Annotated in this window: 9 protein-coding genes; 3 read left to right on the forward strand and 6 right to left on the reverse strand. The window is 39.2% G+C overall.

From position 1 onward, the window contains the following. Window positions 1-333 precede the first annotated feature (333 nt). From GXP67_RS03370 to GXP67_RS03395, 6 genes are all read right to left on the reverse strand, one after another. Complete coding sequence (locus GXP67_RS03370; protein ID WP_162441853.1) at window positions 334-6,309, reverse strand: PKD domain-containing protein; 5,976 nt, start codon at window positions 6,307-6,309, stop codon at window positions 334-336. Window positions 6,310-6,362: 53 nt separating this feature from the next. Next, the gene (locus GXP67_RS03375) at window positions 6,363-7,130 is read right to left on the reverse strand and encodes an IS5 family transposase (RefSeq protein WP_162441854.1); all 768 of its coding nucleotides are present in this window, start codon (window positions 7,128-7,130) and stop codon (window positions 6,363-6,365) included. Window positions 7,131-8,005: 875 nt separating this feature from the next. Further along, complete coding sequence (locus tag GXP67_RS03380) at window positions 8,006-10,216, reverse strand: PA14 domain-containing protein (protein ID WP_162441855.1); 2,211 nt, start codon at window positions 10,214-10,216, stop codon at window positions 8,006-8,008. Window positions 10,217-10,326: 110 nt separating this feature from the next. Further along, a complete protein-coding gene (locus GXP67_RS03385; RefSeq protein ID WP_162441856.1) occupies window positions 10,327-11,643 on the reverse strand; it encodes a FlgD immunoglobulin-like domain containing protein in 1,317 nt (438 codons plus the stop codon). Window positions 11,644-12,765: 1,122 nt separating this feature from the next. Then, the gene (locus GXP67_RS03390; protein ID WP_162441857.1) at window positions 12,766-18,465 is read right to left on the reverse strand and encodes a T9SS type B sorting domain-containing protein; all 5,700 of its coding nucleotides are present in this window, start codon (window positions 18,463-18,465) and stop codon (window positions 12,766-12,768) included. Between the two features lie 676 nt (window positions 18,466-19,141). Then, the gene (locus tag GXP67_RS03395; RefSeq protein ID WP_162441858.1) at window positions 19,142-21,073 is read right to left on the reverse strand and encodes a T9SS type A sorting domain-containing protein; all 1,932 of its coding nucleotides are present in this window, start codon (window positions 21,071-21,073) and stop codon (window positions 19,142-19,144) included. A 592-nt stretch (window positions 21,074-21,665) separates the two neighbouring features. Between GXP67_RS03395 and GXP67_RS03400 the strand changes: the two genes are divergently transcribed. The 3 genes from GXP67_RS03400 (at window position 21,666) to GXP67_RS03410 (ending at window position 24,797) form a co-directional block, all read left to right on the forward strand. Continuing rightward, window positions 21,666-22,535, forward strand: a complete 870-nt coding sequence (locus tag GXP67_RS03400; protein ID WP_162441859.1) for an ABC transporter permease — start codon at window positions 21,666-21,668, stop codon at window positions 22,533-22,535. A 6-nt stretch (window positions 22,536-22,541) separates the two neighbouring features. After that, a complete protein-coding gene (locus GXP67_RS03405; protein WP_162441860.1) occupies window positions 22,542-23,849 on the forward strand; it encodes an ABC transporter ATP-binding protein in 1,308 nt (435 codons plus the stop codon). Between the two features lie 87 nt (window positions 23,850-23,936). Beyond that, complete coding sequence (locus tag GXP67_RS03410) at window positions 23,937-24,797, forward strand: class I SAM-dependent methyltransferase (protein ID WP_162441861.1); 861 nt, start codon at window positions 23,937-23,939, stop codon at window positions 24,795-24,797. Window positions 24,798-25,139: the final 342 nt, after the last annotated feature.

Raw genomic sequence — 25,139 nt, forward strand, 5'->3', positions numbered from 1 at the left:
ATGGAGAGAGTTTTTCAGAAATTGGATATACCTAAGACATATACATGTGAAATACTAGTACACATTTTTCTATTTAAGAATTGACATTTATATTTATAGAAATACAACATATGAAATATGCTCACAAACAATTAAGCAAAGTTGAAGGTCTAGTGATATGATAATATTTGCTTAGGTAATAGTTTACAGGGTAAAATGCTTTTTTGAAACTTAAGGTCATTATGCTATATAATAAAATTAGGATGAATAAGATTAAAAATATAATAATCTTATTCATCCTAATTTTGCTTGCTTCAGTTCTATTTGAAATAAATTATTCCGCTTTTTATTCGATTACTTTAACAGCACTATCTTTTCATATACCACTTTTTTCTTAGTAACCAAGCGAGCCATATAAACGCCTTTACTTAACTTTTCACCATTTAGTGTAAACTTGTATAACTTATTTGCTTCTATTTCTCCACTATATAACTTAGTAACCAGTGTACCCTGGCTGGTATAGATTTCCAAAGCTACTTGTTCAGTCTCTATTGACTTAAGTTCTAATGTTATTGTAGAAGAGAATGGATTTGGATATGCAATAATTCCAGGAGCTTCCTCTTGTAATACTTCGTTGGATACTCTAGCTGATGCATTATTAACAAAAGGCGATAGTCTGCTTCCGGCAATGGGACGTTCCATGATGCCACTGGGCAACTGCCAGCCTACAGCTAGGTTATCTCCTCCTCCTCCTTCTTTGTGTAAAGCTTCGATGTAATACTTCTGTCCGGCTTGTAAAGCTATTAAGGCTGATTTCTGAGTAGCATACTTGGTCCATTCCCTGGAACCTGTCCAGCTGGTGGAAAAAGCAATCCGTTGTTTGTTGGCCGGGTTGTCATTGGTAGACAGCCACAGCTCACAATCATCATCAGCTGCGATCCAGAAAGTATAGTTGCCCGAAGCCGGTGGACAAATAAAGCCTCTGATGCGTTGAGCATAACTATCTCCTATGTTACCCGGGGTTTCAAAAATAGTAAGTTGAGAAACCGAGCTTGGAGTAGTATTGACAGGAATAGCTGTTACTTCTGTTCCCGGTACATTGGTCCATAGTTCTCTTAGGATACTGCCGGTGGCTGAACAGTTAGCAGGGATAGCATTCACTATAACACTAACCTCATCGAAAGCTGCATTTTGGTTAACAGACAACCTGAACACATAGGTGCCCTGGATCAAGCCACTCACCATTGGATTAGCAATAGTGGCATTGCTGAAGTTAGCTGTATTGGGTCCACTCATCTGACTCCAGGCATAACTATTCACAGGCGCACCACTGGCTGATCCATTGAGCGCAACACTATTGGTAGGCAAACTGATAATCTGATCCTCGCCTGCATCTACTGTCGGTATCAACGTAAAAGGAGACAATCTGCTTCCGGCAATGGGGCGTTCCATGATGCCACTGGGCAACTGCCAGCCTACAGCTAGGTTATCTCCTCCTCCTCCTTCTTTGTGTAAAGCTTCGATGTAATACTTCTGTCCGGCTTGTAAAGCTATTAAGGCTGATTTCTGAGTAGCATACTTGGTCCATTCCCTGGAACCTGTCCAGCTGGTGGAAAAAGCAATCCGTTGTTTGTTGGCCGGGTTGTCATTGGTAGACAGCCACAACTCACAATCATCATCAGCTGCGATCCAGAAAGTATAGTTGCCCGAAGCCGGTGGACAAATAAAGCCTCTGATGCGTTGAGCATAACTATCTCCTATGTTACCCGGGGTTTCAAAAATAGTAAGTTGAGAAACCGAGCTTGGAGTAGTATTGACAGGAATAGCTGTTACTTCTGTTCCCGGTACATTGGTCCATAGTTCTCTTAGGATACTGCCGGTGGCTGAACAGTTAGCAGGGATAGCATTCACTATAACACTAACCTCATCGAAAGCTGCATTTTGGTTAACAGACAACCTGAACACATAGGTGCCCTGGATCAAGCCACTCACCATTGGATTAGCAATAGTGGCATTGCTGAAGTTAGCTGTATTGGGTCCACTCATCTGACTCCAGGCATAACTATTCACAGGCGCACCACTGGCTGATCCATTGAGCGCAACACTATTGGTAGGCAAACTGATAATCTGATCCTCGCCTGCATCTACTGTCGGTATCAACGTAAAAGGAGACAATCTGCTTCCGGCAATGGGACGTTCCATGATGCCACTGGGCAACTGCCAGCCTACAGCTAGGTTATCTCCTCCTCCTCCTTCTTTGTGTAAAGCTTCGATGTAATACTTCTGTCCGGCTTGTAAAGCTATTAAGGCTGATTTCTGAGTAGCATACTTGGTCCATTCCCTGGAACCTGTCCAGCTGGTGGAAAAAGCAATCCGTTGTTTGTTGGCCGGGTTGTCATTGGTAGACAGCCACAGCTCACAATCATCATCAGCTGCGATCCAGAAAGTATAGTTGCCCGAAGCCGGTGGACAAATAAAGCCTCTGATGCGTTGAGCATAACTATCTCCTATGTTACCCGGGGTTTCAAAAATAGTAAGTTGAGAAACCGAGCTTGGAGTAGTATTGACAGGAATAGCTGTTACTTCTGTTCCCGGTACATTGCTCCATAATTCTCTCAAGATACTACCGGTGGCTGAACAAGCTGCATTATCATGTCCTTCTCCTGTTAAGTTAATGGTTAATTTGGGGTTTGTACCGGTATGGGTAATATTTAATTGCGCTGTTTTTAGGCCTAAAGAAATGGGTGTAAAGGTTAATTGTATTGGAATCGAAGCACCAGCCGCAATTGTGGTTGATGCAGTAAAATCATGTTGAAATTCACTGCTATTTGCACCTGTAATAGTAACACCTGTTACATTTAATGCAGTCATACCAGTATTAGAGATCGATATTGTTTGCGGTGTGGAAGTAGTCCCTGCTTGCTGTGAGAAGAAATGGACTGAAGTAGGAGTAGCTACAAGCGTTGGTTCTGAATTTCCAGTATAAGGCCATATTTCAATGGCAGAAATTTTAGGCTGATCTATGGTGGCAGTGAAATTAATATTTAACATACCATCTGTAACAGTTACATTAAAAGTTTTAATAACTGCTTTCATAGGACCTATTTCTTCATAAATATCAAAATCGTCTAATTCTATTGTACCACCTTCTATATTTACATCAAATACACGTTCTCTCGCTGCTCCATATCCGCCTCCTGTGGCACCCATATAAATTTCTGCAAAATGTAGTTTCACAGTATAGGTATCCGGACTTACTACAGGGAAATTGTAACTAAATTGTTTGGTTGGAGAATTACGCTCTGTTTTATATAAATCATCATCAGCTGTCCCTTCAATATCTTCAATGTTGAAATTTGAATACGTTTCTCCTCCTGTAAAGTACTGATCCGCACTCCAGATTTTACCGTTATAATTAATCTCCGGTCCACCTGCATTCACCAGGTATAAAGCAGATGCATTACTTGAAGGAGCAATACTTATTGCAAATATATCACTGGCTGTTCCTCCTTTGCCATCGTTTACAGTTACTTTTACATTTATTGTAGAAGGATTATTACTGGTGGGTATTCCATTAAAAGTGCGTGTACTTCCATTAAATTTTAACCAGGCAGGTAATGCACTGTTATTTGACAGCGTAGCTGAGTAAGTTAGGTTATCTCCATTTTCATCTGTAAACGTAGTATCAGCGACAACAAAATTGAAGTTTACCTCTACTTTTGCATTTTGATCTGGAATTTCATTGAGCAAGATAGGTGCCTGATTGCTATTGTAGGTTACATGGATAAAATCCCAGGTTGCAGTGAAAGGAGTAGCCCCTCGTGAAGTAGAGATAATCCCTACCGCCAGAGCAGGTGTTGATTGAATACTCGTTAATAATGGACCACTTACCGCAATAGGAGAGCCAATAGAAACAACTGTACCGCCATTTTTGGCATATCTCGCCTGTACAGTACCTGCGATTGGATTAACCGCTAATAGTAAATCCAGACTTTGCGAAGGCAGCACACCAATACTGTATTGCTGGATAACCGGAACACCTCCATTTTCATACACTACTTCTATTCCTGGTGTGCCCCCATTTGCGTTCAGTACAATTTTAATATAGTTATTCTGATCTCCGGTTCCTATATACACACCTTGTGACTGGAAATTTGCAGGGGTTTGATTATTAAAAAATGCACCCAGCATACGTGCACGAACCGTGTAAGGCTCTGTATTAGAATCAACATTGATACCAAATTGAAACGCATTTTCCTGGTTATTCTGATTACCCAAGGCATCTCCTATAGAAGCATCCACTACTGAAAATGCACCAACAGCACCTCCAGGAATTAAATTATCTTCATTAAATTGTTGCAAATAATTAGTTGTACCATTTCTCATCAATCCTGTAAAGCCTAATCCAAAAAGTCCTGTACCAGGATCATTATTAAACAAGTCATAGTTTATAGGTAGTGTAGTTGCTATTCCATTGTCAGCATCGAGTGCAAAGTAATCTTGAATATCTGCTATACCATCATTGTCATCATCAAGGTCATTTAAATTCGAAACTAAATCGCGGTCAAAATCAGCAGGCTTACTGGCTGCTGAGCAAGGGTTGGTATTATTATCAATTTCATCCGCATTAGTATAGCCATCGCTATCATCATCATTTGCATTGTCCTGGCCTGTACAATCATCCGGTTGGAAATCTTGGGGCTCGAAAACTACAATTGAACTACTTCCATAGGTTGCTGCCCATACCGTACCTGGGAAAATATCATTATCGCCCTGTGTAGTTATATCCAATGGCTCAGCTCCAAAACCGGAAGCAAAGGCGGGATCTTGATTTTCCTTTTTCCCGGCTAATCTGTTTAAAACACCGGTGCCTGCTGTATTCAAATTGATTCTATAAATATCTCCGAAAAAGCCAGCGGCAAGTATATCTCCTTTTAATGCATTATTAAAATTAGAGGCTGTATATTCTGCTAATCCATTGGTAGATGGTGAGAAGTTTATTAAAGTACGATCGGTTTCTCCCGGATTTTGAAAGTCACCTTCAATAGGATTAGCCATACTCACCGGAACTGGAGGCCAGTCAGCTGGTAATGGATTTGCTCCGGTTTTGCTTGTGCGCCATACGCCAACTCCACCTGTAATGGAACCTGTGTGTGTATATAAGCCCGCACCTGCCGGATTAGCACGAATAGGCGTAGGATGTCCCCCATAATAGCTTCCGGGCACATACGTATCTATATTGCCAATATATTCAAATCCATTTAAATTATTAACTGCGTCATCATTTGGGCCTGGGCTGGAAGATCCGGGTTCTCCAGGTATATAATTATTTGTTACATTGCCATTAGATCCTTCATTAGCTGGATGTCCCCCCCATCCTTGATTTGCACCGTTATCTACTACATACATACGGCGGGCTTTTGTAATAACCAAATCATAAGGTGTGCGATACCCTGGTGAATAAATTTGTACTGGCCCCCCAATAACGATCTTAGCCTGATTTAATCCATCGTTGCCACCAAAAGGATCATTAATATCAGTCCCATCGGCATTATTTGTACGGGTGGGATCGTCCAGCGTAGGTAAATCATATTTATATCTGTTATTACTTGTACCTTTAGTAGTCATCGCATCTATGGCATCCAAATCCACAGAAATGATAGCAGCAGAAAGGGCATATTCAGTAATAAATGCAAAATTACTTGAGGGCGCACCAGCATTAGTAAAGCCACCCACAGCCACATACATCGTATTCGTTTGTGTATCTAACTGCAACCCATTGATAGAATGGTTTTCTTCAGAGCGAGGCAAGCCACGAACTAAATCTATTTTCTCCCATAAACTTCCATTTTTTGTCAGGCGGGAGATTATACCTGAATTGGTATCTAAATTTGCATCACCATTCCCTCCTGGCCCCCCAATGCGGCTATCACTAGACCCTACATACAATACAGGGTCGGCAGCAGTACCAGTAACTAGTATACCGGTTACTTGCCTTGTTGTAACACTGGCAGCTGCTGATCCATCATCATTGTGATTAGGAATACTATTAATAAGAGTAATAGTTTCTGTGGAAGTTACTGTGTAAGTGTTTGGCCCTTCCCTCACAATGGTTAACACTTTGATTATTCCGTTCTGTTGTGAAACATACAAACGGCCATCAGGACCAAATTGTAAAGAAGTAGGATTAATCAGCGAAACTCCTGTTAGCTGGCCTACAGCAAAGTTAAATTGCCCGTATAGGTTTGTAGTGAATAAACTCAGTAAAAAAAATAAGGCAATAGGGATAAAAGCCACCTTTCTTTTAAAGATAGTATACTGTATTTCCATATAAATGTGGGTTTAATTATAATAAGGTTTTAATTAGAGAACGTTTTGAAATATTATACTGGTTTTCTTTTAAGCAGTGTGTCAATAAAGGCTAATTGTAGCATAGCTTCCGAACTTTCTGTGCTTTTCTCAAAGTCACGGCTCAATCTACGCTTAAAATTGAGCCATCCGTAACTGCGTTCTACCACCCAACGGCCTCCTGCCGGCACAAAGCCCTTTACGCTTTCAGGCTTTTGTACAATTTCTACCTTCCATCCATAGTCTCTTTCTATCTCTTCTACAAAGGTATCTTTGTAGCCATTATCTGCTTTTAGTGTATGTAGGCGGCAAGACTTACCCTTCAGCTTAGCTGCTAACTCATAACCGGCTGTAGTGTCTGACACATGGGCGGCTGTTACATGCACAGCCCAAGGAATACCTAAACAATCCACTGCTAGATGTCTTTTTCTGCCATTCACCTTTTTGTTGCCATCTATGCCCTTGTCTTGGGAAGTAAACTGTACAATCTTTACACTTTGACTATCAATAGCTAACACGCTTGGCAAGGCTTGTCGGCCTGCTTTTTTTCTTTCTCTGATTGCTAAAAAAGCCAACAGCTCTTCGATGATGCCTCGCTTCTTCCACTGCCTGTAATGGTAATAAATGGTTTGCCAGGGTGGGTATTTACTTTCCATGTTGCGCCATTGACTACCTGTAGTAAGTAGCCATAGAATAGCATTAAGAATAACACGTTTGTCATGTTTGATTTTTCTTTGGTTATCTACTACTTCCTTGATAATTTCCCACTCACAATCAGTGAGTTCGAAGAATCTTTCTTGCATAAAACTTTTTGGTTGGACACCACAAGTTTACTCACTGATTCTTTCTTTTACCCTATTTCTATCCTTTCAAAACATTCTCTTATACAATAAGAAAATATTTATCTCTAAGCTTTGCATTAATAGGTATTCCATGCAAAAACCCATTCCTAAATTATTAGAATCAGTTTATTGCATTACACACATAACTTTCATGAAAGATTTATGCTTATTCTGTTAGATAGATAGCATTTGATTAATTACTAAATGAGTAAGGAGTATTAAAAGAAATAAATTATAAATGCTTAAGGTGCTGGGTTACTTATGAGCTGGCTTCAATGTTGAACAACATAGGTTTTTTCAGGTAATCTTTTTGAGGATAATCAGATTTAAAAACATATGATCTTCAATTTATTTTTATTAAAAGTATAGGGATAGTACATTTTTTATGTGACGTGATGAATATTTACAGTTTATTATTTTTTCATCAAAAAAGTAAACTTCTATACAAGAACTTGCTTTAAAATAAAACATCTAAAAAACAAATCAAATAGTACAATATCCTTAAAAGTGCTATTTATACTAAAAAATAGCACTTTTAGTAAGAACAAGAATATTTATAACAGATAAAATGTTGCAATTCCTTACAAAGGTGACTTTTGGATTATGATTCAAATATATGGAAATCTATTAGTAAATAAAATACCTAATTCTAGGTATTTTTACATATTTATTTTAAGAAGTAGATAAAATACAGAAATACTGCGATTTTGCTTATTTTACTATCTTATCCAATTTGACCTACTACAAACCAAGAAACAAAACCAGCTTAAAAAAGAAAAATATTTCTTTCTTAAGCTGGTTTTTAGACTCAGTTAATGTAGTCTAATATAAGCAAATTAATGAATTATCAATTTGCTTATATTGGTTTGATCTCTATATCTAGTTCTAACTATATATATACCTGTCGGTAATTCCTGTAAATTAATGGTAAGTGTATTTTTACTTATTACACCTTGAACAGTTTTTCTGGTTATAGATAAATTATCAATGAAGGACACTTCCACTACTTCGTCTGCCCCATATGGAAAAACTATATTTAACAGGCCTTTAGCAGGATTAGGGTATAATTGTATATTTTCTGCTTTCACTGTCTCAATATCATTGCCAACCCGTCCGTTAGAGCTAGACAGAGGGTATAGATAATTCTTAGGAATGATCTGTTTTGCCTGCCTTGCGCTACTCCAATATAATTTGGAAATAGCACCGCCACCATCCTCAAAATACTCAATCTTGATTGAATACTTCTGCCCCGCTGTAAGAGTGATATTTCCATTGGTTTCTGAATGAGACCGATTCCAGTTATTAATAAGTTGCTGGCCATTTACCCATAATCTGACTCCATCATCTGAAAGAATGTGAAAAGTATATGGTTCACTATACAAAGCTTGAATCTGTCCCTCCCAACGAACGGAAAATTGATCTACACCCATACTGCTAGTCGGAGCAAAGTTACCCCAATCAAAATTTACAGTTGCATCAATTCGCTTCATAGTACTTCCGGTTAAATCCATATTATCATAATATGTAGCACTTAACCCTGTTCCTTCTGAAGGAGTAGGAGTTGTAGTGGTAGAATTCCTATACAAAACAGAGGCAGGAATAACTTGCTTATTAATATTTGATGCTGAATAACTCACACTTAGAGCTTCACCTCCATCATCTTCAAAATAAGTTACACTAAAACTATGTTTACCTGCTTTCAAGCCAATTTTTCCTGATTTCTCAATGGATCCATGCGAACCACCATTATCTACTACTAGAGTATTGCCTATGTATAAGCGGCTGCCATCGTCTGAAGTTGTATAGAAAGTATATTCTCCATCAGTGGGTACCGAAATATAGCCATTGAATCTGAATCCATAAAAATCATTCCGGTTACGGTTTGCGAGACTAATAGAAGTTACAGTACCGTTTTTAAAAGCTGTTAAGCTATTAAAATCAGGAATATCACTCCATGTACCTTCATAATAACTATAATCTAATCCATTGGTAGTATTAGCAGGATTTTCTGGTGTACGTAGCGTAGTTGTAGGTGGAGGAGTGGTACCACTTACCACAGTTCCATTAGTACGGTACCAGTTATCCCATCCGGAGATCTTGTAGATACGCACCTCATTTTCAGCTCCCCCGTAATAATACACCGTGCCATTGCTTGGATCCTCATACAAGCCTCCTGCCCCATTCTCACTAGACTGCGTGTAAGCCGTCATAGGAGCCACCGAGGTATTGGGGTTATCAAACAAGCCCCCTACCCATAAGCCATCCTTGTCCCATACATAGGTGAAAGCCGTCCAATCTGTACGTCCGTTGTAACCTCCATTAAAGTCAGCTGCCACCACACATTCATGCACCACGCCTACCGTGTTTTTGAAAGCAGACCATATTTCTCCGGGCAGAATGGTATGGTTCATATCATAATAGTTTTTGGTTTTGGTATTTCTACCGGCTCTCCAGGCTAAAGTGCCATCGGCATTGAACTTGAGCAGGTGGACTTCTTCAGGAGCACCCCAACCTTTGTCTCCCATCCCTACAGCTGTATATAAGGGATAGCCTACTCCCTCAGTAGCAAAATAGTGTGAAGCAACATATGCATTAGACTGGCCATTGGATTTAAGCATAAAAGCAGGCCAGGGAGCAAAGTCTTTGGCCGGAAAGTCTTCATAAACCGGTGAGCCGGCTCCATTCCACTCCCTTACTTTTAGCATAGCTATTGTTCCCAGAGAATACCTGTCATAAATGTAAGTAAAATCAGGCATTACTCTTAGATTACGGATATACGGCAGATATTTAATTCTGCGTTTTTCGCTATCCTGTAAGAGTCCATCTCCATTGCCATCCGTCCAGATCGCTCCATAGTTATAGTCATTATTGTCGTAACCAAACCGGATATTTACTGCAGGCATTAATCTCCAGTTACTCTCATCTACTTTAATAATTTTAACTTCTGGCTCTCCTGCCCCCATATCAAAGCAGAGATAGGTGGTATTATTGTGCACCAAAGGCTTCCATACACTCAGGCCTGTGCCCATCGAACCATTGTAATGCATCTTGCTTTCTGAAAGCAAATTGATGTTATACACTGAATGTACACTCCAGGACTTGCTTGCTAAATCTACCTTGGCTCTGATCAGACACGAATTGCCTAAAGTAAGCCATACTACCGTAGGATCATTCTGCTCTGCCTGACCGAAAGCCGTCCAGGTGGTGCCCCCACTAACTCCTTGACCAAACTTCCACTTGCATTGATGTAAGCCACCCGGGGAATGGCACGCTTGCCCGGCTCAGTCACATAAAAGCCTCCTTTGTTGTCTGAACATATATCAGAAATATCATAAAAGTCTGTAGCCACATGCAAACCAAAAGCTCTGCCGGTTTTTCTGCCATAGCTTTTAAGCAAGCTGCCCGAGGAAGAAAACTTCTTGACCTGATTGCCCCCTGCTTTTTCAGCTACTAAGATCTCTCCTGTGCTTCGGTCCACATCCAAACGCCAGGGAGCATCTAAAGCTGTCGCGGCAATAACCTGCACCAGGGTTTTGTTACTTCTTGAAAAGCGTACTACTTTTCCTTCAGAGATAGCCAGCACATTGCCTGCATTGTCAATGGCTACTCCCAATGGAGCAGGAATGGTTACCTGGTCTAAAACAGCCCCATTAGCCGGGTTACGCCACTGGATCAGGTTCTGTTCTTTGTAGCTGATCACTAGATGAGAAGTGGTGGCGATGCGGGCTCCGGCCATGTCCATGAGTTGCATCATGGCGATCTGGCCTCTGCCGGGTCTGGTTTTGCCCGGATACAGGGCATCCCATCGGCTGCCCACATAGTTGGCAGAGGTCCCCACTGACTGATACATTCTATTGATCTCGCTTGTCGAGTGAAAGGAGACATAGCCATCGGCTTGCAAGCCATAGATTTTGCCTTCCAGGATGGTACGGGCAAAATAGCCCTGACCTATATCCGGCTGCCAGCCGCTAAAAACCAGCTGTGAAAGTGACCGGTCAAGCTTAACCTGGGTGCGGACATTTTCTCCACCTCCGGCCGCCACATAGGCATGGGTTTCATCCACAGCTACCGAACTGGTGCCCTCATGATTGCCTAAACCTGATTCCCATTGGCGGTTGGCGCCATTAGGATAACTCGAACCTACCCCCGTGATGAACTCTGCCTGCAGCCCTGAAGGGGTTTTGAGCAGTTTCCATTTGTATTGTAAAGGATTGGCTAAGGTGTTGCCTTTGCCATCTTTGCCATCCCAAAGCAGGTTATAGCTGCCTGCATTCTGGCTTTGTCCATGGAGGAGTTCCCGCACAATGGCTCCTTTCTCATCATAGATATTGACGGAGACTTTACCGGAAGAGGGTAAGGAGTAGTTGACGTAATAGGATTGAGCCATGCTCAGGTATGGCAGCCATAGTAAGATTAGCAGCAGCGCCAGGGGAAGGCGGCTCCTGGTATAAGTAGGTGAAGGACATCTATCCATTTTTTCTCTTTTTAAAAGTGTATATTTTATAATAAGTCAGTAATAGCTTCATTTATTCCTTAACAGGATAATTGCATAAATATCCACCTAATCACTTTAAGTGTAGCATTTATACTGTCTGGTATCTTTTATTAATAAATAGTGCTTAATGTATATAAGCAATAGCTGGAGGTAAAGAGATAATATAACCTTATAGATAGATTGTAAAATTGTGGTCAATCAAAGTTAAATATGCCTATTATTAATAGATATAATTTACTTACACACAAGAGATTGATTTACAGATTGTATAACCTTATCAATAATGATTATTTTCTCTTAATAAGAATTTCATTTAAGGAGATAGTTTCGAAGAGAATATAGCTAATCCAAGGATAAGCCTTTTAGCAATCTATTACTTACTCCATTAAACGAACTCTAATTTACAATTTAATTTAACAGTATAATATATACTTCTTAAATAGTAGAGGAACCATTGATAAGTATTCACCTGGGGATGAGGACGGGGAATTTCTTGCAAATAAATGCAGTTTAGTTTTAAGCGATTTCATAATGCAAAATTTAAGTGTATTTATAATTCTAGCACATGGGTCTTGTCTTAGTTAGACAAAGATTAATTGTAATATAAAACAAATAGCATTAGTACTTTAGTATTAATCTTATTGATTAAATTATTAACTTAATGAATTATTATTTAATAACAAGCTCTAATACAAGCAAATACAATGACATTCAAATTAGTATAAGAATTGAACAAATAAATCAAAACAGATATTTACTGTAGTAAATTTATTGTATATTTTTTATCAAAATTAAAGTATTCTTATAAAGCATCATTGTATTCTATATTTGAATTTTATTTAAGCACTAAATATAAAAATAAATGATCAATAGTTTCATAGTCGTATGTACGAGTTCAAAGCTATAAATCAAAAGATTAAATGCAACTAATTGCTAAAAATTCATTATATATTACACTTATATATTGATATATTTATATTATTAGCTAAAAGATATAAAAGTATCAAGGTTAGTTTAAGATAACTAAACTTTGATACTTTTATAAACAAAATAAACATGGACGTATACTATTAATTTCAGAATAACTCAAATTTTAATCTATTATCTAATTAAGGTTATAGTTCCTGTTTTGATAGTAATTCGTTTATTACTTTTAATTACATAATAATAAGCTTCAGCAAGTAAAGGCTTTCCTTCAAATCTTCCATCCCAGTTGTTAGTATATGGTTTAGCTTGAAATACTTTACTTCCATTTCTATTAAAGATGATTACTTCATATTCAGGATGTAACTCAATATTGTCTATCTTCCAAAAATCATTAACGCCATCCTCATTGGGAGTAAACAAATTATCAGGCTTTAAAACTATTTCCTGATTTAGTAGAGTAGAACCCTCTAAAATATAAAAGGTCACGGTTAAAGCTGTACCTGGAACATTAGATTTATTGTAAGGGATTGCAGATAATGTATATTTTCCCGGGGCTAAATTCCAAGGGCTGAAGTCTTCATAATTATTTCCTGATAGTGAGTATGGAGCAGTATATTCAATTACATATTCAGTATTACCATTTAACCCAAACTGAACTTTACTGATAGCATCAGGAGAAGTGGTATTAGCCCGCATATTTAGATTACGGGTAGGCAAAGCAGATAGGATAAGGCTATCTCCATTGCGTACCGGATTAAAAGAAGCGATAGGCTGATCGGTATCGGCATTGATCAGGCTGAAGCCGAGGACTGCTACAGGTTCTGTTTTATTGACAAGAACAGTTTGGCTAACTGAGCATTTATTTTGATCGGTTACTGTAACCGTATAGGAACCGGCAGTAATGCCAGTCAGGTCTTTGGTAGTAGCCCCATTAGACCACAGATAGGTATATGCTCCAGTTCCTCCACTCACCGTTAGGGTAATCGAGCCATCCTTACCCACAGCCGTTTCATTGCCTGTTTTATTACTAATAATTATTGCTTGAGGTTGAGTGAGGCTAAGGCTTTTGCTTACTTTGGTTCCTGCCTGATCGGTTACTGTAACCGTATAGGAACCGGCCTGTAAGCCAGATACAGAGGCCGCAGTAGCTCCGCTAGACCATTGATACGTATAAGGTGCCACCCCTCCACTAACCGTAGCTGATACACTGCCATTATTTTGTCCATTACAAGTGATGTTTGTAGCGTTAGTAGTAAGAGACAAAGAAGTAGGAAGGGTTACCTTTTCAATAATATAAAAAGTGATGGTTAAAGCTGTACCTGGAAGATTAGATTTATTGTAAGGAATCGCTTTTAGTATATATTTTCCGGGTGTTAAATTCCATTTAATATAATCATTGTCAGTATCTCCTGCCAAAGAGTAAGGGGCTACAGCTTCAACCCGGTAATTGGTAGTGGTATTCAAATCAAACTGGACTTTACTGATAGCATCAGGAGAAGTGGTATTAGCCCGCATATTTAGATTACGGGTAGGCAAAGCAGATAGGATAAGGCTATCTCCATTGCGTACCGGATTAAAAGAAGCGATAGGCTGATCGGTATCGGCATTGATCAGGCTGAAGCCGAGGACTGCTACAGGTTCATTTTTACTCACCACAATGGTTTGGCTGGCTGTACATTTATTTTGATCGGTAACTGTAACCGAATAGGAACCGGCAGTCAAAGATGTCAAATCTTTAGTAGTAGCTCCATTAGACCATAAGTAAGTATAAGTCCCGGTTCCCCCACTTACCGTTAAACTGATAGATGCATCCTTGCCCACAGCTGTTTCCTGTTTTACGGTTGTAATGATTTTAATAGGAAGAGGTTGATAAATAACTATTGTCTTGAGCTGTTTATTACCTGCCAAGTCAGTTACCGTTACCGTATAGGAATCTGCTTTTAATCCAGATACAGATGCTGTTGTAGCTCCAGTAGACCATAAATAAGTATACGGAGATATCCCACCTGAAGCAGTTACTGAAGCAGAAGCATTGCTTGCTCTATAACAGGTTACATTCTGAGAACTTGCAGCGATGGTTAAGGGAACAGTTGTTTTACTCACCACAATGGTTTGGCTCGCTGTACATTTATTTTGATCGGTAACCGTAACCGAATATGAGCCTGCAGTTAGCGCCGTTATGTCTTTAGTAGTAGCACCATTGGACCACAGGTAGGTAAATGCTCCAGTTCCCCCACTTACTGTTAGGGTAATCGAGCCGTCTTTTCCTGCTACTGTTTCACTTGCTGTCTTATTTGTGATTGTAATAGCTAAAGGTTGTGTAAGGGTAATAGTTTTTGTTTGTGTAAGACCAGCTTTATCTGTTACAGTTATAGAATAATCGCCAGCTTTCAAGTAATTGATTTGAGCTGCACTTGTACCGTTAGACCAGGCAAATGTATAAGGTGCTGTTCCTCCAGTAGCTGTTGCAATTGCACTTCCATCAGTTATTCCATTACAGGTAACATTAGTAAAAGTAACACTAATAGTAAGCGGAACATTTTTACTCACTACGATGGTCTGGCTGGCGGAGCATTTATTTTGATCAGTGACAGTAACCGAGTAGGAACCGGCAGTAATGCCAGTCAGGTCTTTGCTAGTAGCCCCATTGGACCACAGGTAGGTATATGCTCCGGTTCCCCCACTCACCGTTAGGGTAATCGCTCCATCCTTACCCACAGCCGTTTCATTGCCTGTTTTATTACTAATAGTTATTGCTTGAGGTTGAGTGAGGCTAAGGCTTTTGCTTACTTTGGTTCCTGCCTGATCGGTTACTGTAATCGTATAGGAACCGGCCTGTAAGCCAGATACAGAGGCCGTAGTAGCTCCGCTAGACCATTGATACGTATAAGGGGCTACCCCTCCACTAACCGTAGCTGATACACTGCCATTATTTTGTCCGTAGCACGACACGTTCTGTAAACTTGCAGTGATAGTTAAGGGAGCAACTGTTTTACTCACTACAATAGCCTGGCTAGCTGAGCATTTATTTTGATCGGTTACTGTAACCGTATAGGAACCGGCTGCAATGCCAGTCAGGTCTTTGGTAATAACCCCATTGGACCATAGGTAGGTATATGCTCCAGTTCCCCCACTCACTGTTAGGGTAATCGAGCCATCTTTTCCTGTTATACTTTCAGAAACAGTTGTACTGCTAACTGCTAATATTTTAGGTTGAGCGAGGGTAACTTCTTTACTTAATTTTACACCTATTTTATCAGTAACGGTTACAGAATAAGTACCTACTTCTAACCCTGAAACAGCGGCTGTTGTTTGCCCATTGGACCATAGATACGTATAAGGAGCGGTACCTCCAGTAACCGAAGCAGAGATACTGCCATTATCTAATCCATAACAAGTTACCTGCTCAAGTGTTGTAGCGATATCTAAAGATGCACCAACAGTTGTATTAGCTACCATTCCATTAGTACGGTACCAGTTATCCCATCCGGAGATCTTGTAGATACGCACCTCATTTTCAGCTCCCCCGTAATAATACACCGTGCCATTGCTTGGATCCTCATACAAGCCTCCTGCCCCATTCTCACTAGACTGCGTGTAAGCCGTCATAGGAGCCACCGAGGTATTGGGGTTGTCAAACAAGCCCCCTACCCATAAGCCATCCTTGTCCCATACATAGGTGAAAGCTGTCCAATCCGTGCGCCCATTATGGCCTCCATTAAAGTCAGCTGCCACCACACACTCATGTACTACACCTACCGTATTTTTAAAGGTAGACCATATTTCTCCGGGCAGAATGGTATGGTTCATATCATAATAGTTTTTGGTTTTGGTATTTCTACCGGCTCTCCAGGCTAAAGTGCCATCAGCATTGAACTTGAGCAGGTGGACTTCTTCAGGAGTACCCCATCCTTTGTCTCCCATCCCTACAGCTGTGTATAAAGGATGCCCTACTCCTTTAGAAGCGAAAAAGTGACCAGCGCCATACACGTTAGACTGGCCATCGGATTTGAGCATAAAAGCAGGCCAGGGAGCAAAGTCTTTAGCCGGAAAGTCTTCATAGACCGGTGAGCCGGCTCCATTCCACTCCCTTATCTTTAACATGGCTATTGTTCCCTTAGATTCTCTGTCATATACATAGCTGAAATCATCCATTACGCGAATATTTTTAACATACGGCAAGTATTTGATTCTGCGTTTTTCGCTATCCTGTAAGAGTCCATCTCCATTGCCATCGGTCCAGATCGCTCCATAATCATAATCATTGTTATCAAAGCCAAAGTAAGCAATTACTGCAGGTAATAATTTCCAGTTACTCTCATCTACTTTGAGTACTTTTATTTGATTTTGACCGGATCCCATATCAAAGCAGAGATAGGTGGTATTATTGTGCACCAAAGGCTTCCATACACTCAGGCCTGTGCCCATCGAACCATTGTAATGCATCTTGCTTTCTGAAAGCAAATTGATGTTATACACTGAATGTACACTCCAGGACTTGCTTGCTAAATCCACCTTGGCTCTGATCAGACACGAATTACCCAAAGTAAGCCATACTACCGTAGGATCATTCTGCTCTGCCTGACCGAAAGCCGTCCAGGTGGTGCCCCCCACTAACTCCTTGACCAAACTTCCACTTGCATTGATGTAAGCCACCCGGGGAATGGCACGCTTGCCCGGCTCAGTCACATAAAAGCCTCCTTTGTTGTCTGAACATATATCAGAAATATCATAAAAGTCTGTAGCCACATGCAAACCAAAAGCTCTGCCGGTTTTTCTGCCATAGCTTTTAAGCAAGCTGCCCGAGGAAGAAAACTTCTTGACCTGATTGCCCCCTGCTTTTTCAGCTACTAAGATCTCTCCTGTGCTTCGGTCCACATCCAAACGCCAGGGAGCATCTAAAGCTGTCGCGGCAATAACCTGCACCAGGGTTTTGTTACTTCTTGAAAAGCGTACTACTTTTCCTTCAGAGATAGCCAGCACATTGCCTGCATTGTCAATGGCTACTCCCAATGGAGCAGGAATGGTTACCTGGTCTAAGACAGCCCCATTAGCCGGGTTACGCCACTGGATCAGGTTCTGTTCTTTGTAGCTGATCACTAGATGAGAAGTGGTGGCGATGCGGGCTCCGGCCATGTCCATGAGTTGCATCATGGTGATCTGGCCTCTGCCGGGTCTGGTTTTGCCCGGATACAGGGCATCCCATCGGCTGCCCACATAGTTGGCAGAGGTCCCCACTGACTGATACATTCTATTGATCTCGCTTGTCGAGTGAAAGGAGACATAGCCATCGGCTTGCAAGCCATAGATTTTGCCTTCCAGGATGGTACGGGCAAAATAGCCCTGACCTATATCCGGCTGCCAGCCACTGGCAATGCTCTGCGTTAATTCTAAGTTGAACTTGCCATGGGTGCGGACATTTTCTCCACCTCCGGCCGCCACATAGGCATGGGTTTCATCCACAGCTACCGAACTGGTGCCCTCATGATTGCCTAAACCTGATTCCCATTGGCGGTTGGCGCCATTAGGATAACTCGAACCTACCCCCGTGATGAACTCTGCCTGCAGCCCTGAAGGGGTTTTGAGCAGTTTCCATTTGTATTGTAAAGGATTGGCTAAGGTGTTGCCTTTGCCATCTTTGCCATCCCAAAGCAGGTTATAGCTGCCTGCATTCTGGCTTTGTCCATGGAGGAGTTCCCGCACAATGGCTCCTTTCTCATCATAGATATTGACGGAGACTTTACCGGAAGAGGGTAAGGAGTAGTTGACGTAATAGGATTGAGCCATGCTCAGGTATGGCAGCCATAGTAAGATTAGCAGCAGCGCCAGGGGAAGGCGGCTCCTGGTATAAGTAGGTGAAGGACATCTATCCATTTTTTCTCTTTTTAAAAGTGTATATTTTTAGCAAGCCATACCCATTTTGAGAACTGGCTTAGCTTGCAAAAACCAGAATTTAAAGTACTTTCTAAAAAGAATGAGTCTTATCACCGCCATAATCATGTAAGTTAAAACTCAGATTGAGTGGACATTATATGTTAACCAGGACAGCTTTACATAAGAGATGAGATTGGATAGGTCTTATAACTGTGGCTTTATATACTTATTAATTCATTTTTAATTCTGAGCAGTTATTAAAAAACATAATCTAATACAAATCATTGATAATGAGTATATTAATTTATTAGCAAGAATTTTCAGACTTATCTTTCTGATTATAAATAGCCATATTTTTGCACTGTATTCAGGCTAATTACTTTAGTAGATTTATTACATCTCTGGGATGGGTATACATTTAGTGTCTCAGTTGTAGAGGATAATTCTAGTTAAAATTGCACAAGCAGTCTTAAAAGACAGCATCTAAAAGGATGTAGTTCATCCGTATAATAGATCAAATAAAACATGAGCAAAACACAAAATTTATACGCATTCAATAGATGGAAAATTGCTTTTTGTTAAGGCAGTTAAGAAACTAGCATATGTTATATAACTAAGTCAGGGCTACTATAAAGACAGACAATTGATGTTACGCCTATTGATTGAATTGTAATCCTTATTCAATGATTACTTTTTTCCTGATAAGTCCATCTGATGTGATAATGGTTAGGAAGTAGATACCATTATTTAGGTTCAAATGCTGATTAAATAAATTGACACGATTGATTGGATCTCCATACAAAACTCTCTCTACTATTTTTTTTCCTACAATATCTTCAATCAGAACTACAATTTTTTGATTGTTTGCAGATGATTTTGTTTCTAAATATAGATGTTTACTGTCGGTTGGATTGGGAAATATAGAATAGTTATTTAGGGCATCTATTGGTAATACTATACTAACAATTTTAGAGTATGTGGATTTTCCATTATAATCAGTCTGTTTTAGTCTATAATAGGATATTCCGTGCAAAGGATCGTTATCAATGGCTGAGTAAGACTTCACCTGATTACTGTTTCCTGCACCTAGTATCTCAAGGATGCTGTTAAAAGAAAGGTTATCAGTAGATCTTTCAATAGTAAAATGAGAATTATTAGCTTCCGAAGCGGTATTCCATCGCAGGTCCACCGAATTCATGGAAGATCTATGGGCACTGAAAGAGATTAAATCTATAGGCAGTACAACTGTCCCTTCCAGTTTAAGTAACCAAAAATCAGCATCCCCTTTACTTGGCGCTGTTTTATTTCCGCTTACATTTGAAAAAGAAGTTCCTGCCAGCAGATAACCACCATCCCTAGTTTCAAGTATAGTTGATATAAGGTCTTCCTGTAATCCTCCATATACAGCATCCCATTCTTTTGATCCATCTTCAAATAATTTTATGACCCAATAATCAGATGCACCAAAATTAGGCTGACTCTTATCTTTATCATTACTAGACAAAGACCATCCTCCCAGCAGAAAACCACCATCTAAGGTTTGGATCACTGATTTTAGCTCATCATCTAACTTTCCTCCATATTTATATTCCCAAACAACTGAGCCAATACTATTTAATTTTATTATCCAAAAATCTTTGTCATCAGGTTCCCCTAACACCGGATCTTTGGATTTGGTAGTGCTTCCAATTATATATTCGCCATTATTCGTTTCAAGTATGGAGGTTAGCGTTTCTTCATCCGTGCCGCCAAGCGTAATATCCCACTCAATCTCCCGTAACTTATTTAATTTGATAATCCATAGATCTGAATCTCCTATCGCATTTTGTGACTTATCCCCACTTTTGTTTGAATAACTACGTCCTGCAAACAAATATCCTCCGTCAAGCGTCTGAATCGCAGAAATAGAACCTCCATTTTCTACTTCGTTTTCATAATCCGATCCACCTAAACGTTTATCCCATTGAACAGTACCTGAGGCACTTAAGCCAATAAGCCTAAAGTCATAGCCTCCTCTGGAGAGATCCCCTCCCAGATCACCTGTATTTGGTGTGGAATTAGTAAATCCGGCTATTAAATAATTACCATCATTCGACTGTTGGATTGAAAATCCATAATCTTCCTCGTCTCCTCCTATTCTGGTTTCCCATTGAATATTATTTCCGTCTTCGGATATTTTAACTACCCAGATATCAGAGTATCCTCCTTTGCTAGAACTAGAGATATTTCCACTATTTATTACTGATTCAGTATAGCCTATCAATACAAATCCCTTATTTATTAGATCTTCAGTTGAATCAAAAACATAATCATTAGCTGAACTACCTAATAATTTGTTCCATTGAACTGTTCCACGTTCGTCTGTTTTTATTACCCAGTAATCATAATTTCCTTGTGCAGGTCCAGAAACATCCCCATCAATATTATTAGCATTTCCAATCGACAAATATCCTCCATCACTTGTTTTAATACATTTTACTAAATATTCTCCCCCTTTACCGCCTAAAGAAATATCGCCCATTTGAGTAATTACCTGCCCAAAAGATTCTGAGTATAATCCCAAGAGTAACAATACATATATATAATACTTTGGATGAATAAATTTCATACTAAAGGTGGTTGTAATAGAATATGGCTCATTGACCATCTAAATAAATTATTGCAATCTAAGGTTAGTAAAAAGATCAATGATTTAAAATAATTGAAATAGAGAAAGATACATAATTTAATTGACATGGATACAATCTTATGACGAATCAACACTCAAGGTCATTATGAGAACTGTAACAGCTTCCAAATGTAGTTGCTTCCAAACTTAGCAAAGAAGGCACTTTGAAACACTTGGGCGTAGTTTACTTTAACTATCAAATAAGGTATGAGTAAAATCTCCAGACAAATGAAGGGGCAGAGTGTTAGTTCCTATCATTATTTTATGGTAAAAGGTATTAGCACTAAAAACGTTCTCACTATTTTATTTTGTATGCGACTGCTTATAATTAACTACTGCTGAGATTAACTTTAATAAAAGGTATGCGAGATTTAGCAAATGCACTTAGCTCACAATCTTAATTACTATTTAATAGCTCACAGTTTAAATTATCCTTTTGATAAATTAGATATTAATTACTATATATAACGTTCAATTTTGATCTTGAACCAGAATTCTTTCCCAACTTTGATCTGTCATAATTAATTTCTTAATGGAGCATCAATTAGTGCCAAATAAGGCAAAAAAATGGACGCTAATCATTAAACCGAAAACAAATTGGTTTGATCTACATCTGTATGATCTGTGGCGCTACCGCGACTTGCTTTTTATGTTTGTAAGGCGGGATTTTGTATCTGTCTATAAACAGACTATACTAGGGCCACTGTGGTTTATTGTCCAGCCTTTGCTTACTACGCTAATGTTTATTATTGTTTTTGACAAAGTAGCAGAAATTCCAACAGACAGTGCGCCTCCGGCTTTATTTTATTTATCTGGTTTAGTGATATGGAATTATTTCTCCAGCTGTTTAACTAAAACAGCAACCACCTTTACAGCAAATGAAAATCTCTTTGGCAATGTTTACTTTCCAAGATTAATTGTTCCCTTATCAAATGTACTCTCAGCCTTGATAGGATTTGGTATTCAACTGCTGTTGCTACTGGTTTTAATCGCGTACTTTTATTTCTTTTTAAACAGTACCATACATTTTAATACTTATATATTTCTCATTCCTTTTCTACTACTAATTGTTGCAGCATTAGGACTTGGATTAGGAATAATTATCTCGTCTGTAACAACCAAATACCGCGACCTAACTTTTTTAATTACTTTTGGGGTACAACTCCTCATGTATGCAACGCCGGTTATTTATCCAGTATCCTTTTTTAAAGGAAAATACAAAGCTTTTCTTTTAGCGAATCCTATTACACCGCTGATAGAAGTTTTCAGATACTCCTTATTAGGAATCGGAGAATTTAATATCTGGTACATCTCCTATAGCTTTTTATTTACATTTATCACTCTTCTGATCGGTATTTTAATATTTAATAGGGTAGAGAAAAACTTTATGGATGTTATTTAAAACAATATGTCAGAAGTAGTAATCAGTGTAGAGGGCTTAGGTAAAAGATACCGCCTGGGAAGTATAGGTACTGGTACCCTAAGCCAGGATTTAAATATCTGGTGGGCTAATTTGAGAGGAAAAGAAAACCCGTACGCAAAACTGGAACCAGACTATCCTACTCACTCTAAAGACAATGAATTCTGGGCTTTAAAAGATTTAAATTTTGAAATTAGCCAAGGGCAGGCAGTGGGTATTATTGGTATGAATGGGGCAGGAAAGTCTACCTTGTTAAAAATTCTATCCCGCATAACAGCACCTACCTTAGGTGAAATAAAAGTAGACGGGCGTATAGCAAGCTTACTGGAAGTTGGAACTGGATTTCATCCGGATTTAACAGGCAGGGAAAATATTTTCCTTAATGGGGCTATTTTAGGCATGTCAAAGTTTGAGATCAGAAGTAAACTAGATGAAATTATTTCGTTTTCGGGTGTGGAAAAACACATTGATACACCTGTGAAACGCTATAGCAGCGGAATGCATGTCCGCTTAGGCTTTGCCGTGGCTGCCCATCTGGAACCTGAGATTTTAATAGTAGACGAGGTTTTGGCAGTTGGCGATGCTGAATTTCAAAAGAAATGTATAGGTAAAATGAAGGAAGTAGCCGGAGAGGGCCGCACTATCTTATTTGTAAGCCATAATATGGCAGCTGTTGCAAAACTTTGTAGCAGAGCGATTTTATTAAGACAAGGAAAAATACACTTAGACAGCACGGTAGATGATGCAATAGGAACATACCTTAATTTGTTTTCTAAAGATTCAAAGCCTGAAATTACCTGGGAGTACTTTGGGCAATCCGTGGATAATGTCCAGATAATTGCGTTGAGACTTTTGCGGGAAGACGGAACGATTTGCGGCCATTTTTACATAAATGAAAATTTTTATATTGAAATTGAATACATAAATTTGAAAGAGGGCTTATTACTGTCCAGCTATTTTGAGCTTCGAAGTTTACTGGAAGCAGGAGTATTGTCATCAGCCAACTGGGCATCCGCTACGGCAAACGAAGATAATTATTCAAATACCGCTTTTAAAAAAGGAAAATATAAGTCGCGTATGAAAATTCCAGGCAACCTTTTAAATGAAGGAACTTACCGAATTAATGCCTGGATACTGGAAAATGTATCTGCTACGGCTGCAGAGGCCAAAGAACCGCTCATGGTTACTATTGTTGATACTGGAGAAATGAGAAAAGAGTATACCGGAGAATGGTTTGGCGTAGTGCGCCCAAAACTGGAGTGGTATACCAAGGCAATCAATGATGAAAAGCTATAAAACAATAAAGAGTATAGCTTTCCATATATGCATACATGTTTTAAATAGATAAACAGGCGAACGATTACTAAGAATCAATTCTGCATTATGACTTCTACTACTCAGCCTTTTGTAAATTCACTTATTTGCCCGGTTTGTAAAGGAAAAATTGAGTATACAGATGATATGATAAGCTGCCTTTCATGTCACTCTCAATTTCCTCAGCCAAAAAAAGAATACATTAATTTGTTACCCCATGAAGCAATAAATAAAAAAGAGGGCAACTGGCAGGAGAGGCAGCAGGAGATGGAGCTTTGGTATAAAGATCTGTTGACAGATATAAATTCAGCTGTATCTCTTTTTAAGCATGATTATGCCCCTTTTAGCGATTATTTTGCCAAATTGTCGGGAAATATATTGGATCTGGGAGGTGGAGTCGGAGTGGTAAGACATTATCTGCCTGAAAATTGTAATTACATAGTGGTAGATCCATCTACGGATTGGCTTAGCTCTGACTGGAATTTGCTTTCAAAATCGTACCCATGTTTAGCTGAAAAACCAAATTTTATTATGGGGGTAGGTGAATTTTTGATGTTCAATGATAATTCCTTTGATTCTGTGCTTGCTTTCTGGAGTATAAACCATGTAAACGACCCTTTGAAAGTATTTAAAGAAGTACAAAGAGTATTAAAACCCGGTGGAAAATTCCTGGTCGTATTTGAGGATATGGAACCCTGGTGGAGCGATTTTTTAAGTAGCTCCATGCGTCGCCAGTTTGAGCAGGAAAGACTAAAGGAAATGATCGATCAGAAGATAAAATCTAGTTTACTGGGAAACAAATGGCCAGTACAGGCTGATCATATTTTCATCACAGATAAAGATATAAAAGAGTGGATTAATAACCGTTTTGAGAAAATAAACAGGCAATGGATAGGAACCTATTTAACCTATGAATTTAAAAAAAATTAAGCGAGTTTGTCTGCTATCATTCCTGTTTTTAAGCAAGCCAGAAGTTGCTACATCCTGGCAAAGCCTTATCTGAACTCCTAATAACAGACGTACTGACTTTAATAATCTTACGAAAGAAAGCTTACCAGGTGAATAAAAAGAAGAAATACTATTAGTTTATATTTTGGCTGATTTTATCTTCTGATGCCTAAACGGCAATTAATAGATACATCGTTGAAGTGTAGTAATAGAAGCAGATAAATATAGGACGGTCTCTAAGCTGGTAGTTCGTAAATAGTTTTGAAAACTAAAATATGTATATGTTGCCTGTGCCATCCGAGTTTCCCTTGGTTTCAGTAATTA

Origin of the sequence: Rhodocytophaga rosea, from assembly GCF_010119975.1 — a bacterium.
Taxonomy (GTDB): Bacteria; Bacteroidota; Bacteroidia; order Cytophagales; family 172606-1; genus Rhodocytophaga; species Rhodocytophaga rosea.